The 16,857-nt window shown below is 53.9% G+C and carries 13 protein-coding genes and 1 riboswitch; of the genes, 9 read left to right on the top strand and 4 right to left on the bottom strand.

Annotated elements, in window-relative coordinates:
- Window positions 1–65: 65 nt before the first annotated feature.
- The 7 genes from MKY96_RS26990 to MKY96_RS26960 all read left to right on the top strand — a co-directional run bounded on the left by MKY96_RS26990 (window position 66) and on the right by MKY96_RS26960 (window position 7,452).
- Window positions 66–1,358, top strand: coding sequence for a phosphoribosyltransferase family protein (locus MKY96_RS26990; RefSeq protein ID WP_340946772.1), 1,293 nt, complete (start codon window positions 66–68; stop codon window positions 1,356–1,358).
- Window positions 1,355–2,509, top strand: coding sequence for a cysteine protease StiP family protein (locus MKY96_RS26985; RefSeq protein ID WP_340945213.1), 1,155 nt, complete (start codon window positions 1,355–1,357; stop codon window positions 2,507–2,509). Before MKY96_RS26990 ends, MKY96_RS26985 begins: the two co-directional genes overlap by 4 nt.
- Window positions 2,506–3,342 carry an HAD family hydrolase gene (locus MKY96_RS26980; RefSeq protein WP_340945211.1) on the top strand — a complete coding sequence of 279 codons (837 nt, stop codon included), beginning with the start codon at window positions 2,506–2,508 and terminating at the stop codon, window positions 3,340–3,342. The genes MKY96_RS26985 and MKY96_RS26980 overlap by 4 nt, the downstream gene beginning before the upstream one ends.
- Window positions 3,339–4,394: an ATP-grasp domain-containing protein gene (locus MKY96_RS26975; RefSeq protein ID WP_340945208.1), complete on the top strand. Its 1,056-nt coding sequence runs from the start codon at window positions 3,339–3,341 to the stop codon at window positions 4,392–4,394. The genes MKY96_RS26980 and MKY96_RS26975 overlap by 4 nt, the downstream gene beginning before the upstream one ends.
- 36 nt (window positions 4,395–4,430) lie before the next feature.
- Window positions 4,431–5,150: a hypothetical protein gene (locus MKY96_RS26970; protein ID WP_340945206.1), complete on the top strand. Its 720-nt coding sequence runs from the start codon at window positions 4,431–4,433 to the stop codon at window positions 5,148–5,150.
- Between the two features lie 13 nt (window positions 5,151–5,163).
- The gene (locus MKY96_RS26965) at window positions 5,164–6,258 is read left to right on the top strand and encodes a toxic anion resistance protein (protein ID WP_036695607.1); all 1,095 of its coding nucleotides are present in this window, start codon (window positions 5,164–5,166) and stop codon (window positions 6,256–6,258) included.
- Between the two features lie 405 nt (window positions 6,259–6,663).
- Window positions 6,664–7,452, top strand: a complete 789-nt coding sequence (locus tag MKY96_RS26960) for a formate/nitrite transporter family protein (RefSeq protein WP_036723535.1) — start codon at window positions 6,664–6,666, stop codon at window positions 7,450–7,452.
- 94 nt (window positions 7,453–7,546) lie between these two features.
- Here the strand turns inward: MKY96_RS26960 and MKY96_RS26955 are convergent, their stop codons facing one another.
- Window positions 7,547–7,999: a rhodanese-like domain-containing protein gene (locus MKY96_RS26955; RefSeq protein ID WP_340945204.1), complete on the bottom strand. Its 453-nt coding sequence runs from the start codon at window positions 7,997–7,999 to the stop codon at window positions 7,547–7,549.
- 115 nt (window positions 8,000–8,114) lie between these two features.
- On the opposite strand from MKY96_RS26955, the gene MKY96_RS26950 reads away from it, so the two are divergent.
- Entirely contained in the window at window positions 8,115–8,993 is an 879-nt protein-coding gene (locus MKY96_RS26950) for a LysR family transcriptional regulator (RefSeq protein WP_340945203.1), read from the top strand.
- A 198-nt stretch (window positions 8,994–9,191) separates the two neighbouring features.
- Here the strand turns inward: MKY96_RS26950 and MKY96_RS26945 are convergent, their stop codons facing one another.
- Complete coding sequence (locus MKY96_RS26945; RefSeq protein WP_340945200.1) at window positions 9,192–11,504, bottom strand: TPM domain-containing protein; 2,313 nt, start codon at window positions 11,502–11,504, stop codon at window positions 9,192–9,194.
- Between the two features lie 193 nt (window positions 11,505–11,697).
- The gene (locus MKY96_RS26940; RefSeq protein WP_200869518.1) at window positions 11,698–11,841 is read right to left on the bottom strand and encodes a hypothetical protein; all 144 of its coding nucleotides are present in this window, start codon (window positions 11,839–11,841) and stop codon (window positions 11,698–11,700) included.
- A 340-nt stretch (window positions 11,842–12,181) separates the two neighbouring features.
- On the opposite strand from MKY96_RS26940, the gene MKY96_RS26935 reads away from it, so the two are divergent.
- Window positions 12,182–15,280: an EAL domain-containing protein gene (locus MKY96_RS26935; protein WP_340945196.1), complete on the top strand. Its 3,099-nt coding sequence runs from the start codon at window positions 12,182–12,184 to the stop codon at window positions 15,278–15,280.
- Window positions 15,281–15,372: 92 nt separating this feature from the next.
- On the opposite strand, the gene MKY96_RS26930 is transcribed toward MKY96_RS26935, so the two are convergent.
- On the bottom strand, window positions 15,373–16,437 hold the full coding sequence (locus MKY96_RS26930; RefSeq protein ID WP_340945193.1) for a GGDEF domain-containing protein: 1,065 nt from the start codon (window positions 16,435–16,437) through the stop codon (window positions 15,373–15,375).
- 256 nt (window positions 16,438–16,693) lie between these two features.
- Window positions 16,694–16,793, top strand: a riboswitch (purine riboswitch).
- Window positions 16,794–16,857 lie beyond the last annotated feature (64 nt).

Below are 16,857 nucleotides of genomic sequence, written 5' to 3'. Positions count from 1 at the left end.
ATCTGCAGGTTACGGTAACAGAAACCTCCAATCCTTTTCATATGCCTGTGGAGTCCTTGTTCTCTATGGCTGCACGAATCAATAAGAAGCGCTCCTTCCTGTTCGTCAGCAAAGTGCTTGGCAAGCACATTCCCGTAGGGCCCTATACCCCGCTGCTTAGCGGAGCGGCACTCGCCTTGCTCCTGTATCTGGAGATGAGCGCGGATACCGCTGACCGGGAGATGATGGAACCGCTGATGAACCAGGCCGTTCATGGCCTGATCCATCCTGAAGTTGCGGAAGAAGCTTATCATGCGCTGCTTGCTGCGCGCCTGGCTCTGCCTGAGCCGGTTCTGTTTATCGGGTTCGCCGAAACCGCTACCGCCCTTGGCCACAGCATGTATAATGCATTCGCCGGCGGTGCGTCCTATATTCATACCACGCGTGAGCTGATTCCTGAGCTGGAATCGGTGGTGACCTTTGAAGAGGAGCATTCCCACGCCGTAGATCATCTCTGCTATGCCCTGAATGCCGGGCTGTTATCGGGGACAGAGCCGATTGTATTAGTGGATGACGAGATTACGACCGGTAATACGGCGATTAATACGATCCGGGACATCCAGTCCAAATTCCCGCGCAGGGAGTATGTAGTGGCTTCTCTCTTGGACTGGCGGAGTGAAGCTAATATCCAGGCGTACCGTGATCTGGAGCTGGAGCTGGGGATACGCATACAAGCTCTATCACTGCTGCAGGGAAGCATCAAGGTTGAGGGGGTTCCGCTGCTGCAGCCTGCAGCCGGTAACGGAGCCGCCGCTACCACAGGCGCAGAGCTTGTAACTACTTATGCATTCGACGGCTTAGAGCGGCTTCCGGTAACCTCGGCGGATGGACTGGGCGTTATCAATCCATCGCCTTATCTGAAGCACAGCGGCCGCTTCGGCCTGGAGTCTGCGGATAATGCGCGGATAGATGCAGGTGTAAGCCGTGTGGCCAGGCAGCTCCGGGGGCTGCGGGAAGGCGGACGTACCCTGGTGATGGGCGTAGGCGAGTTCATGTATCTGCCGATGCGGATCGCTGCAGAGATGGGAGAGGGCGTGCTGTACCAGTCCTCAACCCGCAGTCCGATCCATCCCGAGCGGCGTGCGGATTACGGCGTGCACAGCGCCGCAGCCTATCCGTCTGCAGGCGACACGGAGATCAAGAATTTCATCTATAATGTGGACCCCGGCCAGTATGACGATATCTTCGTCCTGCTGGAACGCGAGGTGCCCTGGCAGCGGATTGCACCGATGACGGATATTTTACAGAGGCTGGCGGGCAATAAGGTACATCTTGTTGTTCTCAGCCCAGAACCAGATACGGGAGGCTCAGGGCTATGAAGGGAATAGATATCGAAGCCATTCACAATAGAACAATATCCCCTCCGGTGGCACTGGGCAGCTATCCTGCTTCCGACGTTACCTTCCTGCTCAAGGATCTAAGCAATGTATCCCTGGAGCGGGGAACGGCCGAGCGGGAGGAAGCGATCCAGTCCGGCGTGCATTATTCGGAGATGCTTCCGGTGGAGTACCAGCCGACAGAGCAGTATATCGAATTGTTTCATGAGACGCTGCAGCAGACTGCGAAGAAGGTGGCGCTGGCTGTAGCTGTGGTGTCCGAGATGATTGTAGCCCGGCGGGGAACGGCGAATACCGTGCTGGTCTCCCTGGCGAGAGCGGGCACACCTATCGGGGTATTGATCAAACGTTATATTCTTGAGAAATATGGAGCGGATCTTCCGCATTACAGCATCTCGATTATCCGCGGCAAGGGGATTGATGAGAATGCGGTGCTCTACATGCTGCAGCAGCATGGAAGGGATGCCGAGCTGCAATTCATCGATGGCTGGACCGGTAAGGGGGCCATCCGGCAGGTGCTGATAGAGGCCTGTGAGAGTATGCATAAGAAATATGGCATTACGCTAAATGATGATCTGGCGGTACTCGCAGATCCCGGGCACTGCTCGGGAACCTACGGCACCCGGGAGGATTATCTGATTCCAAGCGCCTGCCTGAACTCCACGGTATCCGGCCTGATGAGCCGTACGGTGCTCCGCGATGATCTGATCGGGCCAGAGGAATTCCACGGGGCCAAATTCTACAAGGAATGGCTGGACAGTGATCTGTCCAACGTATTCGTTGAAGCGATTACCCCGTATTTCGCGGAAGTAGCAGCAGAGGCATTTGCGCAGGCTGCGGAGATGCTGGAGCATCCGCCGGAGATTACCTGGCAGGGGCTGGCGGATATCCGCAGTATCCAGGATACCTTCGGCATAGATAATATCAATCTGGTGAAGCCCGGAGTGGGGGAGACGACACGTGTACTGCTGCGAAGAGTGCCCTGGAGAATCCTTGTCGACAGGCTGGACAATCCCAACCTGCGGCATATTCTGCTGCTGGCGGAGGACCGGGGCGTGCCGGTAGAGGTCTATCCCGGGCTGACCTACTCCTGCTGCGGCATCATCAAGCCGCTGAAAGGGGAGAGTGAATGATCTACGCCAGCGATCTGGACCGCACGCTGATCTACTCTCTTAGCGCGATAGGCGTTCCTGAGGATACCCCGGGTCTGGTTCCGGCAGAGGTTGTTGACGGCAGAACGGTATCGTATATCTCACAGCAGGCTCTGGCTACACTGATAGAGCTGGCGGCGAAGATTGTCTTCATGCCGGTGACTACACGTACGATTGCCCAGTACCGGCGGATTAACCTGTTCCAGGAGACGGTCATTCCGGATTATGCCATCACCAGCAATGGCGGCAATATTCTTGTGAACGGGATAGTGGACCAGGATTGGCGGACGGCTGTCGGCAGAGCGGTGGAACGCGGCTCCGCTGCGGCGGAAGAAGCCGAAAGCATCGTGCGTGCTGTTGTTCAGGAAGAATGGATCATTAGCCGGCGGTATTGCGATGAGCTGTTCTATACCTTCGTGGTTCACCGGGATTCGCTGCCGCTTGCGGAGATTGCCCGGATGTCTCAACGGCTGGGCGAGCTTGGCTGGAGAGTATCCCTGCAGGGGCGCAAGCTCTATATCGTGCCGGAGGCGGTGAACAAAAGCGATGCCATTCTTCATGTCCGCCGCACTGTGCATTCGGAGCCGATGGTCGCCTCAGGCGATTCCCTTCTGGACAAGAGCCTGCTCGCCGCCGCCGACTATGCCATAGCTCCCTGCCACGGAGAAATATTTGCCGAGCAGCAGTCGGGTTTAGTACACTTAGAGTATCCGTTTACAGAGCGGCCGGGGGTATTTGCCGCGGATGAGATTATGCAGTATGTTCACAGGATTTATACACATTCGACAGCATTGGGAGTTGGACCGCCACCATGAAAAAGGTAAATATATATTTCAACCGCTGGTTCTCTGTTGCCTATCATTATATGAATCTCATCCGAAGCAATGAAGACGGGATTCCGGTGCAAATCTTCGCCACCCACCCGGATATCCACCATATGTCGCTGCAAGGCGCCGATGTGGCCGGAACCGAGCCGGCGCTCGAAGGCATTGAATACGTGCAGTTCTGTGTTGATTTTTGCCGCCGGAACAAGATTGATATCTTCATCCCCCGGCTGCATATGCTGGATATCGCGCTGCATGCATCGCTGTTCGATGAGATCGGGACGAAGGTGCTGGTCTGCCGTGATCTGGATCTGCTGGAGATGATCATGGACAAAGGCAAGTTCTATGAGAGCGTGAAGACCACCGGGATTATGACAATTCCTGATTATCATGTGGTTAGTAATGCAGAGGAGTTCAGGGAAGCTTATGAAGACCTCGCAGCCAAAGGACATAAGGTCTGCTTCAAGCCTACCGAGACGGAGGGCGGACTCGGATTCCGGATTATAGATAATGACCGCAGTCCCGTGGAGGAGCTGTTCGGCCACGTAACTCCGCTGATCTCCTTCGAGGAAGCTTACCGCATCCTTGCTGAAGCCGGGAGCTTCCCTAACCTGATGGTGATGGAGCTGCTGGAGGGATATGAATATAGTATTGATTGCCTGTCGGATGAGAAGGGCAGGCTGCTGGCCGCAGTCCCACGCCGGAAAGCAGGCGGCCGCCTGCGGTTGATGGAATATATCCCGGAGCTTGCGGAGGTGGCCCGCAGGGTGGCTGAGACGTACCGGATTCCGTTCAATTTCAATATCCAGATGAAATACAGCGGCGGCGTGCCCAAGCTGCTGGAGATCAATCCGCGGATGTCCGGCGGCCTGCATATCTCCTGTCTGTCTGGAATTAACTTCCCTTATCTGGCTGTCAAAAGCGCGCTCGGAGGCGAGGTTCTGCCTGCGTCGTTCGAGCATAATGTCCTGGCCAGCCATGTCGAGCAGCCGCTGATCATGAAAATAAACGGAGAATCCGTCATTACGGATTCCGTGAATTGAGCGTGTAGCATTCACGCTCATAAGAGGTGAGAAGGAATGCAAGCTAAATTCAAAGTACTGGCGTATGCCGGTGCCGGTTATGTCGTAGCCGTACTGACCAGCGGCTTCCTGCCTGAGCTGGTCTCGCTGCTGCTTCCGGTAATCGGAGCCGCACTTGCGGTGCCGGAGCTCAGGCGCACCAGAGTGAATCTTCCGGTAGAGGTGATTCCTGCCGGACAGGAGCCGAAGGTGATTCCGGCGGCATCGTCCGCCGCGCCGCAGGCTTCGTCTGCTGCCGCTGCTGCGACTCCTGCTGCTGCGGGACAGGCCTCCCCGGCCCATTCGGGTGCCGGACACAGGGAGGACATACAGATCGGAGCAGAGTTCGCTCCGGTGGTGGAGTATCTGGGCATCCTGGAGGATATGATCATCTCCGAAGGGCAGAAGGATACGCTGGACAATGAAATTGTCGAGAAGTCGCTGGCGCTGTTCGCCAGGCTCCAGCGCGTCATTCCGCTGCTGCAGGAGCTGGGCAACGGCGAGATTAACCATACCGTCCGCAGGCTGGTGCTGAAGGACCTTAATGGAGTAATCAATCCGTTCCTGCGCCTGGGGGGCGAAGCTAAGACAAGAAACCGGAGAATGCTGCTGAACGGTCTGCGTGATGTCGATGCCAAAATTTCCGATATTGCGTCGACAATCGAGCACAAAGACCTGATGGAACTTCAGACCAAGGCGGAACTGATTCATCAGCGCTACAGCAGTTCCGAATTATAGGAGGAGGATAGCCATGTCCACGCAGTTAATTGAGCTTAGAAAAGAAGATGAGCAGAAGGTAGTCCAGGAGGCTTCCCAGTTAATTGAGCAGGTAGCCAAGACTGACACGGTGGCACTGGATTCCCTGATGGATGATATCGGGAAGCTTGGGGTCAAGACGCAGGAGAAGGCAGGCCAGACGCTGAAGCTGCTGGACCGCCCCGTTAATGACCTGATGAGCGGCAAGCGGGTGGAAGTGCCCAATATGATTATGAAGCTGCGGGGTGAGTGCGAGACACTCCAGCAGAGCAAGAATGTCAGCTTCTTCGGCAAAATGCTGCGCAAAAGCCCGCTTAAGAATTATGTCTACAAATATCAGTCGGTCCGCACCAACATTGATGCCATTATCACCGGTCTGCGTGACGGCCGGGATACGCTGGAGGAGAGCATCGTCAACATGCGCCAGCTGAAGCGCACCTCTATGGAGGAGATCTATAACCTCCAGACCAAGATCGCCTTCGGCAACAAGCTGAAGGAGCTGTTCGAGGTGGAGATCGCCAAGCCCGAGAATGAGTTCCGCAAAGCGTATCTGGAGCGCGGGCTGCGCAAGGTCATGGTGCGGATTCAGTCCATGACCGAGATGATTCTGCTCTACAATCAGGCGATTGCGGCAACGGATATCATCAATGACAATAATGACAAGCTGATTGATTCCGTAAACAACGCGATCGATAAGACCTCTAATCTGATCACCGTCTCGGCGATGATTGCCATGTCCCTGGCCGATCAGGAGAATGTCATCAATGCGGTCGAAGCCACCAACAAGACCATTGAGGACCAGTTCAAGGAGAATGCACGGCTGCTGCGCACGACGACCGAGAAGACAACGGAGCTGCTCTCCAAGCCGTCCATGTCGCTGGAAGCCGTGAATCAGGCTATTGGCGACTTGCTCAGCGCCCTGGATACCTCAGAGCAGTCCAACCGGCGGATCATCGAGAGCTGTCAGGATTATACGTCCAAAATGACCACCATCAACACCCAGCTGAACAACCGGCTCGGGCTGAATGAGGGTTCACAGCCGCAGGCTTTGAAGCAGGCGGAGAGCGGGCTGAGCAGCTTTTTGAATTAAGGGTTTGATTCTGGGCCTGTAGAATAACTTGAATAATGCACCAAGCCTGCTGATATGGATTCGGCGGGCTTTTTTGTTGTGCACTCATTCATATTGTCTTCGCCCCCCACATACGTTGTCACTAAGGCGACCTGTGGAGAAAGAGGGGATAAGCGGGATGATTCTGGGATGCTTGATCGTGGTGCTTATCGTCGTAGCCAGCAGTGAGAAGGCGGAGGCGATTGCCAGCCTGAATGATCGGGAGGATAACGGCCTGTAACAAAGGTGCGGGGAGTGCGCGGATTCATAAATTATTGATGCTCTGTGATTCAAGCAATTTCCAGTGGTTTATTGGGTATAATAGCCTGGAGGCTGTACATCAGTCTTCCGGCACCACTGAAAATATAAAGTGAATACGGAGGTCAAATGGAGAACGAGGCACTGCTGCAGGTAGAGAAGCTTGCACTTAAGAAACAGAAGATCTTCCGGCAAAGCGTATGGCGTTACATTGCCAGGGCCATGCTCGCCAGCATGTTTATCGGATTCGGCGTAATCGTAGCCTTTAAGACCGGCAACTTCTTCTATATGGAACAATCGCCGATGACCTATCCGATGGCTGCGATCACGTTCGGCGCAGCCATCATCCTGATTTCCTACGGCGGGGGCGATTTGTTCACCGGGGACACTTTCTATTACACCTATGCGGCACTGAGGCGCAAGCTGGCATGGACCGAAGTTGTACGGATGTGGGTTGTCAGCTATCTGGGCAACATTCTTGGGGCTACGGCCTTTGCACTGCTTATTTTTCTGACAGGCCTGTTCTATGATTCCTCTGTCAACGGGTTCCTGCTGAATGTGGTGGCCCATAAGATGGAAGCCCCGGCGATGCAGCTGTTCTTCCGGGCCATTCTCTGTAACTGGCTCGTCTGTCTGGCCTTCTTCGTCCCGATGTCTATGAAGAACGACGGTGCCAAAATGTTCGCCATGGTGCTGTTCGTGTTCTGCTTCTTCATCTCCGGGTACGAGCATAGCATTGCTAACATGTGTACCTTCGCCATTGCCCTCGTCCTGGACCACCCCGGCACCATTTCCTGGGGAGGCGTTGTGCATAATCTCGTCCCGGTCACATTAGGTAATCTTATCGGCGGCGGCGTGCTGATGGGCGTGATGTATTACTATGTGAACAAGCCGTTTCTGGAGGATGAGTCCCACTGAACAGCAATATAATCGACAACACAACAGCGATTCTCCGGTAACAGGGGGATCGCTGTTGTGCGTCTATAGTACGGAATTCGGGAGTCTGAAAATATTATAGTGAGCTGTTAGATACGTTCCAGTATAGAGGTGCATTCTCCTTAAGTGTTCCTTCCAGACTCCCCCCTTCCTTGCGCCAATACTCTATGCCTCCGAGCATTTCTTTCACCAAGTGCCCCTGTGCGGCGAGTTGTGCAGCGGCTTTGCTGGCTCCATTACAGGCAGGCCCCCAGCAATAGACCACCAGAACCTCCTCCTTGGACCACACCGGGGAAGTGCTGTGTATACGGCCTCCAGGCAGGGAGAGTGCACCCGGCAGATGTGCTTCCGCATAAGAACGGGCATCACGGACATCGATGAGCCGGAAGCCGGTAATTCCTTCGCGCAGATCATAAGCAACATCGGCTACATCCGTCTCGAATGCTGCTTTTGCAGTGAAATGCCTTGCGGCATCTGCCGGGTCTGCAGCCTGTGCAGCCAAGACTTGAGATTTTGTCTGTCTTTTCATACGTGATTCCTCCTTAAAATAAGTTGGTTTAAGTATACTGGGAACTTATAATTGGAGTTATTTATAGTCTGTGATATCAATTATCCAAAAGTTTGATAATTCGGGAGGCCTGCAGATGGAATTGACTTACTTACGGACCTTTTGTGCTGTGGTGGATCACGGGAGTTATACGCGGGCGGCAGATGTGCTGGGGTATGCACAGCCGAGTGTAACCGCACAGATTGCCAAGCTTGAGGAGATGTATGGGGCCACTTTACTGGAGCGTTCCGGTAGAGGGATGATTCCCACCTTCGCCGGCCGTAATTTGCTCCCGTATGCCCGGCAGATGCTGGTCCTAAGCGAAGAGGCTAAGAAGGTAATTACCGGCGGCGACCAGGGTACGCTAAACATTGGTGCTATTGAGACACTGGCTGCCTACTTTCTGCCTCATCGGCTTCATCAGTACCGGATGCGTTATCCTGGCATGCAGCTGCGGGTACAGCCGGGCTCTGAAGAGGATATTATTGCTGCCGTCCTGGAGAAATCCGTTCAATTCGGACTGATCTTCGACGTTCCTTTTCATACGGGCGACCTGATCACTCTGCCGTTGCGTGAAGAAGCGCTATATGTCGTTACCCATCCAGAGCATCTCTTGGCAGCCGGGACGGAGGTTACTGCAGAGCAACTGGAAGGAGAGCCGCTGGTGTTAACCGAGCATACCTGCACATACCGGAAGCAGCTGCTCCAGGTATTCAGAGAATCCGGCGTTGCTGCCCATATAGGCATGGAGTTCGGTAATCTGGAGGGTATCAAGCAGGCGGTGAAGCATAACTGGGGGACGGGTTTTCTGCCGCGCTATGCGGTGGAGGAGGAACTGCGGACGGGTGCATTAACGGGCATTCCATTGGCGGGGCAAAAGGAAAACTTCTACATTCAGCTCATCTACCGCAAGGAGCAGCAGCTCTCCCCAGCCTTCACGGATTTCATTGCCCTCATGCAGGAGCAATATAATTAGTTGGCGCGGGGATGCGTGGGCGAATGTATGCGGAAAAGCTAATACAATGTGCAGAAGCGAGGATGCGCGGGACGGTTGAAGTTCGAAGACAGCAAAAATCAGGGACACTTACATCCCTGATTTCGCTTGATGACCAGAATAAGTTGTTACATCACCCACCTGTTAGGGTGAGTATGTGCTGTAGCGGCAATCGGCTGCTTACCACTTGGAGCCGCCGGAGCTTCGGCCGGATTTGCCGCCGCCAAACGAAGAGCCGCCGGAGGAACGTCCGCCGCCACCGCCGCCCCCCCAAGAAGAGCCGCCGGAAGAGCGTCCGCCACCGCCAAGCCCGCCGCCGAATCCTCCGCCTGGCGGGCCGGAATTGCGTCTGCGGGCTTGTTCCCGGCGCTGCTGCTCCCGCAGCATGGCCATTCTGGCTGCGCGTTCGGCCTCTTCCTTCTGGCGGACGAGCCGGTTCGCTTCCTCTACGAAGGAAGCGATCTGCGAAGCATAGGAGCGTCCTGTCTCCTCCAGCTGATCCAGATCGTAGGGACCCGAGGCCAGACGCTGCTCCAGCTCGGTATACTCCGGCAGCAGGGACAGCTGGAAGCGGTTCTGCGAGGCAATTCCTCTGCTGTGCAGCAGATTGTAGGCGGCATCCACCCGGCTCTGCCCCTCCGTGAACAGCCTGTTCAGGCTGTCCAGGCGCTCCTCCAGAGCGTCCAGACTGCTGCTGATGCTATTCATGCTGTTTGCCGTCTCATCCTGCAAGGCAAGCAGGCGGTCCAGTCCGCTGCGGGCATTGTCATACTCTCCGCGTGCATCGCTGGTCCAGGTCTCAAGCTGCGGCACTTCCGCCGCGCCCTGCCGTAGTGCGCCGCCGGCCTCTTCCAGCAGCTTCTCCAGAGCGTCCAGGTGCTGCCGGGCGAACCGGTTCTTCGCCCCGGCAAGCCGGCTCTGCAATTCATTCCGCCGCTGGCTTAGTGTTGCCCATGTGCTGCGTACCGTCTCCAGATCCCTGAGGTTATTCTGCCGGATCATAGCTTGGCGTTCCGTCATCGCCACGGCTTCAGTCAGAAGGGCATCCATGTCAGCGCCAATCCGGCGCACTTCGTCCATATCGCCGCTGTGCAGCGGCGCTTCCATGGAACTGGCGGCAGCGGAGGCCTGGTCCAGGCTGTCGTAAGGCTTAACCTTCATATTGTGCAGAGAGTTCTGGTCGATCAGCCCGGTAATCCGGCTACGTGCAGCCGCAAGGACACCGGGGAAGGCTTTCAGCTTGTCGTCAAAGGTCCCCACATCCTGCACATCCTGCTCAATCTGCTGCTGCCGCTTCTTCGCTTGTGCAGTAATCTCCTGGGCAGCAATGGGGTCGAACAGCTCCAGTTGATCTGCCTTGGCCGTCTCTTCGGCCAGCTCCTGAAGATCTTGGGCAATCTCCTCCAGCGTATAGCCCGTCCCCAGGGCCGCTTGCTGCCGCTGCTCCTCAAGCTCCGGGGCAGCCTGCTTCAGCTCGGTGATCTGCTGCTTGACGTTCCGGTCGGCATCGCTGACGACTGCGATATTCTTCTCCTCTTCCTCCAGGGAGGCACGGAATTCCCCCTCTGTCTGCTGAAGCTGCTCTGCCGCCGCCTTAAGCGCAGATAAGCGGTAGAACGGCGGCAATGGGGCTTGCCCGGCGGTCTGCAATGCAGAGATTTCGACCAGCCGGGAGGTCAGACGCTTCGAGATGCCCTCGACCATCTCCCCGGTCTTGCCCTGCACAATCCCCTGGAAAGGCTGAAGGGACTCCAGGGCGCGGTTCGCCCGTACCAGCAGGTCAGCGAGCTGCTCACGCTGTGCGGATAGTCCCTTGCGGCGGCGCAGTCCGGTAATTAGTACATACAGCAGCAATACCAGCAGCGCGGCCAAGACAAGACCGCCTGCGACCGGCAGAAGAGGGAATCTGCTGCCGCTGCCTTTAGGACCGGAGCCAGCTCCTGCGGTACCGGTATCCGCACCGCCTGCCGCACCGCTGCCGGTATTACTGCTCGGTCCGCTGCTGCCAATGGCTTGCAGCTGCTGAATCACAGAACGTATGCCTTCAGGGATATCTCCGTTTTTGGCATAAGGATTGAAATATTTCTCCAGCACCTTGTTAATGGCTGCGCTGCCCGCAGCTCCGCCCTGTTGTCTGGACCAGGCATCGAGCGCATCCTGCAGCCCGGGGTTAATGAAGCTGATCTCAGTCAGCTGATCTTCATAAGCGATCAGGAGCAGAATGTCCCGGGACTTCAGCCCCCAGGTATCATATACATCCGCAGCATAACTGGACATGTCGCTCCCGGCTACCGAATCAACGGTTAAGACATGGAAGGTGTACCGGTCGTCTGTAGTAGCAATCCGGGCAAGGCTCTCTGCTTCTTGGGCAGACAGCAGCCGGGCTTCATCCGTAATCACTCCCTGCTGTGCGGGAACATTCGCAGCATAGACCCCCGGAATCCATAGCAGGGATAATATCAGGACCAAGGCGAGGATGAGGTTTTTTCTCAAGCTGACACACTCCGATCTATAGGCTATTGTTCATTGTAGTATGCTGATCATTATACTATATCATTACACATTCTAAGCCCCGTAGATGCAGGTACCCCGGAATTGGCGGAATAAACGTACAAAAACCGCACCCCGGTAAGGGATGCGGCTGTGTAAGAAGTAAGCTATATTCATCTATTCTGTATGAAATGGGCTATCTGGTCTCTAGGCACAGGATATACTGCAACCGGGACTTGATTTCTTTCTGCCATTTCATATCTCCGACTTTCACAGCAAGATTGAGCAGGTCCAGGTAATCGTCAACCTGCAGGGCGGTCCGGGTAGTGGCTGCGTTCATGGGTGTTCAGTCTCCTTTTGGCTCAAATATAGAAAATAATGAATGTTGCACATCCAATAATGATAATCATTATCAACCGTTACTGTTATTATCCACACTTTAACCGCAAAAAGCAATACAAATCTAAAGTTTTTGATTAAATCTAAGATGATGCACTGAAGAGTTAAGGATATGAACCCGCAGGATGTGCACAATTTATCGGAAATGAGAAAAAAGGAGCAGGAACCCTACCATATTTTGTCGAATAAGCTTGTATACATAGTTAAGCCGATCTTACTTGGGATAAAGGAGAATTGCGATGAAGCGGTGTAAATTGTTGCTTCTAATTAGCATTGTGCTCATGCTTGCACACCCCGCTGCCGCTTATGCCGAAAGACAGGAAATTAAGTACCAGGCAGAACTGGATTATCCACCTTATAAGTACATACAGAATGGTTATCTGACGGGCTTCGATATTGATCTGACAAGTATGATCTTTGAGAAGAACGAATATCTTGTCCACTACAGCACCGGGAATTGGGAGCAGACGTACCGGCGGTTAAGTGAGGGCAGGATTGATACTACCGGGCTAATGGCTGTCAGCGAGCAGAGGAAGAAGGACATTCTTTTCTCAAAGCCCGTGTTAAAAAGCTATATTTCTGTCTATTCGCGCCAGGGACTCCAGGGTGAGGTGACGCTGGGCACACTCCGTAAGTACAAGATCGGTGTTGGCAAAGGACAATATGCAGAGACCATCCTGCAGAACGAGGCGGGTATCCCGCCATCAGAATACATAGAATATGCAACCGTACCAGATGCACTGGACGCTCTGCGTCAAGGGGAGATCGACCTGCTGTTCGAGAATCAGGGGGTTGTCGATTATCTGATTGTAGAACAGGGCTTAACCGGTAATATTATCCGCAAAATGAGCAATTTATATCCGCAGGATGTGGCCTACGGCATCAGCAAATCCAAGCCGGAGCTGGTGTCTTACGTCAATGCAAGGCTAGAGCGTCTGGTAAGCACCGGTGCCTTCGAAGAGCTGTACCAGCAGTATTTCTTCGTGCATTCTGACCATTATAATGAAAAGATGCGTAACCGGATTTTTACCGTATTCTCCATTGGGACCCTTCTGCTGGTATTCGGTGCCGTCCTGCTCCGGATGTATATCCGGCGGCTGCGCCGTACGATTCATTCCGAGCAGGAATTCTTCAAGGATGTGATCGAGAATACCGGGGTGATTGTATGGGCTGTTCACGGGGACAAACGGAGCGTGCGCTTCAATAAATATGCCGAGATAATGACCGGGCTGAAGGAGAAGGAGGTGCTGGGCGTAAGCATAGATGAGCTGCCAAGCCTGGAGGCCGGAGCCGCTGTGCTTAGGGATCTCCTTGCCAGAGCGGCAGCCCGGGATTATGTGACCAATGTCGAGCTGAGACTTCCCGACCATTCTCCGGGTGCGCATTATTTCTCCGTCCGCACAGCCCTCATTAAGGGGATGGATGAGCAGGCGGAGGATATCTTCGTGCTGGTCGGCATCGATATCGATGAACGCAAGCAGAATGAGCTTAAGCTGCAGCTTAGCTACGAGGAGCTGGAGTCTACATATGAGGAGCTGGCGGCCACAGAGGTAGAGCTGCAGGATCAGTTCAATAAGCTGGGGGTCAGCGAACGGCGGTTCCGCCTGGCCTCGGAAGGCTCTGGTGCGTACATGTGGGAGCTGGACTGGGACAGCGGCTTCTACAAGCTCTCGGACCGGTGGTACGAGGTAATGGGATATACTGAGGCGGAGATCAACTCCTTCGAGGGAGGCGTGCTCAGCATTATTCACCCGGATGACCAGGAATCCGCGCGCAAGGCCAGACAGGAGCATCTAACCGGATTGACCCCGATCTATGAAACCGAATACCGGATGAGAACAGGGCAGGGGGAGTACATCTGGTTCGAGGTGCGGGGCAAGGCAATCGTTGACCCGAAGGATCAGATTGTCCTGTTCCTCGGCTCCCTGATCGACATCAGTAAGCGCAAGCAGGCAGAATTCAAGCTAAATAACAGCTACCAGGAGCTGGAGGCCACCTATGAGCAGCTTACAGCGACCCAGCAGGAGATTGTAGGACAATATGATATGCTGCTGGAGAATCAGAAGAATATGCATCGCCTGGCGTATATGGATTCGCTCAGCAATCTTCCGAACCGGCTCAGTCTGCTGGAGACGATGGAGAGTTATTTCCGCCGGACGGGAGGCAGTGCGGCGCTGCTTTTCGTAGATATGGATAATTTCAAATACATCAATGATACGCTTGGACACAAGTCCGGGGATATTCTGATCCGCAAGGCCAGCGAACGTCTCCAGTCTGTAGTGCGCGAGGAGGATCTGCTGTCGCGGCTGGGCGGAGATGAATTTGTGATTTTCCTCAAGGATATTGAGAGCCGGGTGGATGTGCTTAATCTGGCCGAGGATATTATGCGTGCGTTCCGCAAGTCTTTTCTTATCGGTGAGAGCAATCTGTATGTGTCCTCCAGTATCGGAATCTCCTTCTACCCCGAAGACGGCGAGACGACGGAAGAGATTCTGAAGAACGCCGATGTAGCGATGTACCGGGCCAAGGAAGAGGGGAAAAGCACCTACGTCGTATATGATAAATCGATGCATACCGCCTTCAATGACCGGATGAATATTGAGAAGCATCTGCGCAGTGCGATGAATAATAACGAATTTGAGCTGCATTATCAGCCGCAGGTACAGATGGAGACCGGGCTGATCTCAGGCTTCGAGGCTCTGATCCGCTGGAACAGTCCGGTTCTCGGCTTTGTCTCCCCGCTCTCCTTCATCAAGATTGCCGAGGATTCCCGGCTGATTATCTATATCGGGGAGTGGGTGCTGCGGGAGGCCTGCAAGTTCATGAACAGCATCCATCAGCGGACCGGCATTCCTTACAAAATATCGGTGAACATCTCCATCATTCAGCTCCTGCAGGATGATTTCGTAGAGATTGTGCTGGACAGTCTGGAGGAGAGCGGCCTTGCGGCGTCGAGTCTGGAGCTGGAGATTACAGAGTCGATCTTCATGGAGTCATTCGGGAGAACGGTCAGCAAGCTGGAGTTCCTGCAGTCCCGGGGGATACGGATTGCCCTGGATGATTTCGGAACGGGGTATTCCTCCCTTAGCTATCTGCAGCAGCTGCCGATCTCTACCCTTAAGATGGATAAAATCTTCATTGATTCCCTGGCCGATAAGGCCTTTAGTGAATCTTTTGTGCAGACGATTATTATCCTGGGCCATAAGATGGGCCTGGATGTAGTAGCCGAGGGTGTGGAGGATGCCAGCCAATGGGCTTTCCTCCGGGAGGCTCACTGCGATAAGGTGCAGGGGTATCTGATCAGCCGGCCGGTGCCGCAGCGCCAGGTCATGGAGCTGCTCGTTCCGCAGAGACGGTATGGGGCGGAGGAGCTTGAATAGAGCGCAGAGAACAGGTGCACAGGAAAGCGGGTCCCCGGAATAGGTTGCTATGCACGGTGGACCCGCTTGTTTGGGATATAGGATGGAGAGCCTTACAGAATGACGATTCTGTTCTTACCGGTTTTCTTGGCCTCGTACAGGGCGTCATCCGCCTGCTGAAAGATAGAGCTCTTGGAATCTCCGCCGTTATATTCATGCATTCCGATGCTCACGGTAACCGATTCATTGTCCATTTCGCTGATCGGAAGGCCTGCAATTCCTGCGAGGATATTCTCCATAATGCGGCCCGAATCCTCTAATGTCTTGGATGTCAGAATAATCACGAATTCCTCCCCGCCGTACCGCGCTGCGAAGTCATCCGAGTCGATATGCTGGAGCATGACAGCGGTGACCTGCCGGAGAACGATGTCTCCGACCCAGTGCCCGTACAGGTCATTGACCTTTTTGAAATTGTCGATATCAATAACAGCCAGCTGCATTGGAAAAGGATTGCTCTGCTGATGGTCAATCAGCCAGCCCAGGTACTCATGAAAGGTCTTATGGTTGTACAAGTCGGTCAGCGGGTCGATCTTGGACAGCCGGTCCATAATGATGTTCTGGATGCGCAGCTCCTGCTCTGACTTCACCGAAATCTCCAGTGAGCGCATCAGCTCCTTGCCCCGCGCAATTACGGCGAAGCCGGTCAGGGACACTGCCGCGAAGATCAGGGTAATAATGATATTCTGGATGCGCAGAGTGAAATCGTAAATAGATGTGTTCAGGAACAGGATGACAATGTAGAACAGACAGATCAGTGAAGAGGCCCTCAGATAATTCTCCTTGAGATAGATCATGGATACCAGCATGGGAAGCAGCATAATCAGCGGCTTCACATGATAGTCCGGACTGAGATTCGTAATGATCAGGATGCCGTACAGATGGCTTGTCAGAATGATCAATAGTTCAGATAACAACGGTTTATATCTATGGACAGCTTCGAGTATCAGCAGCAGAACGAACAGTATAGAATCCGGAATCCAGATATGCAGCAGGGTATATTGTCTGCCGGACAACTCGGGCCGATGCGCCGACATCGAGAAGTAGACAAATAATTGGCTGGCCAGATAGACGAAAAGCACCAGCCAAAAGGTATTGAGGAGAACCCGGTTCCAGTACATTTGGCGAGGAGTTGGCGGTGGGATCTGCATAAGATGTTCCTCTTTTCCAGTGACTATGTACTTATATATTCGACAATGTTCTTGTTTCTCCTTCTAGGTCTTATGTCTTGGGATAGGACTGGGATAACGTTCGTGTTTGTAAGGTGTTTGGTAGGCTGTCAAAGCGCTACATTCTTCGTAATGCTGTAAACACGAACTATTAATGCTATTCATCATTGACACATTCGGATTTGTTAGGTAAAATTCCAATTGGCCCGTAATAACGGGTGAAGTTGTTCGTATATCCTCAATGATAAGGTTTGGGGGTTTCTACAGGGGACCGTAAATTCCTGGCTACGAATAGGGTGCATTTTGCATACCTATGAAGAGGCCGGGATTTTTGTGTGCTGTTGTGTGCTGCTTGGTTAAGTGGACTAATAT

It is taken from the genome of Paenibacillus sp. FSL R7-0302 (assembly GCF_038006885.1).
GTDB lineage: Bacteria > Bacillota > Bacilli > Paenibacillales > Paenibacillaceae > Paenibacillus_AQ.
This window is presented reverse-complemented; position numbering and strand designations above follow the sequence as displayed.

What these genes read in the sequence shown, in the direction of transcription:
- MKY96_RS26955 (WP_340945204.1), bottom strand. Translation starts at nt 7,999, where the DNA reads ATGAAAAGACAGACAAAATCTCAAGTCTTGGCTGCACAGGCTGCAGAC.
- MKY96_RS26960 (WP_036723535.1), top strand. Translation starts at nt 6,664, where the DNA reads ATGGAGAACGAGGCACTGCTGCAGGTAGAGAAGCTTGCACTTAAGAAA.
- MKY96_RS26965 (WP_036695607.1), top strand. Translation starts at nt 5,164, where the DNA reads ATGTCCACGCAGTTAATTGAGCTTAGAAAAGAAGATGAGCAGAAGGTA.
- MKY96_RS26935 (WP_340945196.1), top strand. Translation starts at nt 12,182, where the DNA reads ATGCTTGCACACCCCGCTGCCGCTTATGCCGAAAGACAGGAAATTAAG.
- MKY96_RS26940 (WP_200869518.1), bottom strand. Translation starts at nt 11,841, where the DNA reads ATGAACGCAGCCACTACCCGGACCGCCCTGCAGGTTGACGATTACCTG.
- MKY96_RS26980 (WP_340945211.1), top strand. Translation starts at nt 2,506, where the DNA reads ATGATCTACGCCAGCGATCTGGACCGCACGCTGATCTACTCTCTTAGC.
- MKY96_RS26990 (WP_340946772.1), top strand. Translation starts at nt 66, where the DNA reads ATGGCTGCACGAATCAATAAGAAGCGCTCCTTCCTGTTCGTCAGCAAA.
- MKY96_RS26950 (WP_340945203.1), top strand. Translation starts at nt 8,115, where the DNA reads ATGGAATTGACTTACTTACGGACCTTTTGTGCTGTGGTGGATCACGGG.
- MKY96_RS26975 (WP_340945208.1), top strand. Translation starts at nt 3,339, where the DNA reads ATGAAAAAGGTAAATATATATTTCAACCGCTGGTTCTCTGTTGCCTAT.
- MKY96_RS26985 (WP_340945213.1), top strand. Translation starts at nt 1,355, where the DNA reads ATGAAGGGAATAGATATCGAAGCCATTCACAATAGAACAATATCCCCT.
- MKY96_RS26930 (WP_340945193.1), bottom strand. Translation starts at nt 16,437, where the DNA reads ATGTACTGGAACCGGGTTCTCCTCAATACCTTTTGGCTGGTGCTTTTC.
- MKY96_RS26970 (WP_340945206.1), top strand. Translation starts at nt 4,431, where the DNA reads ATGCAAGCTAAATTCAAAGTACTGGCGTATGCCGGTGCCGGTTATGTC.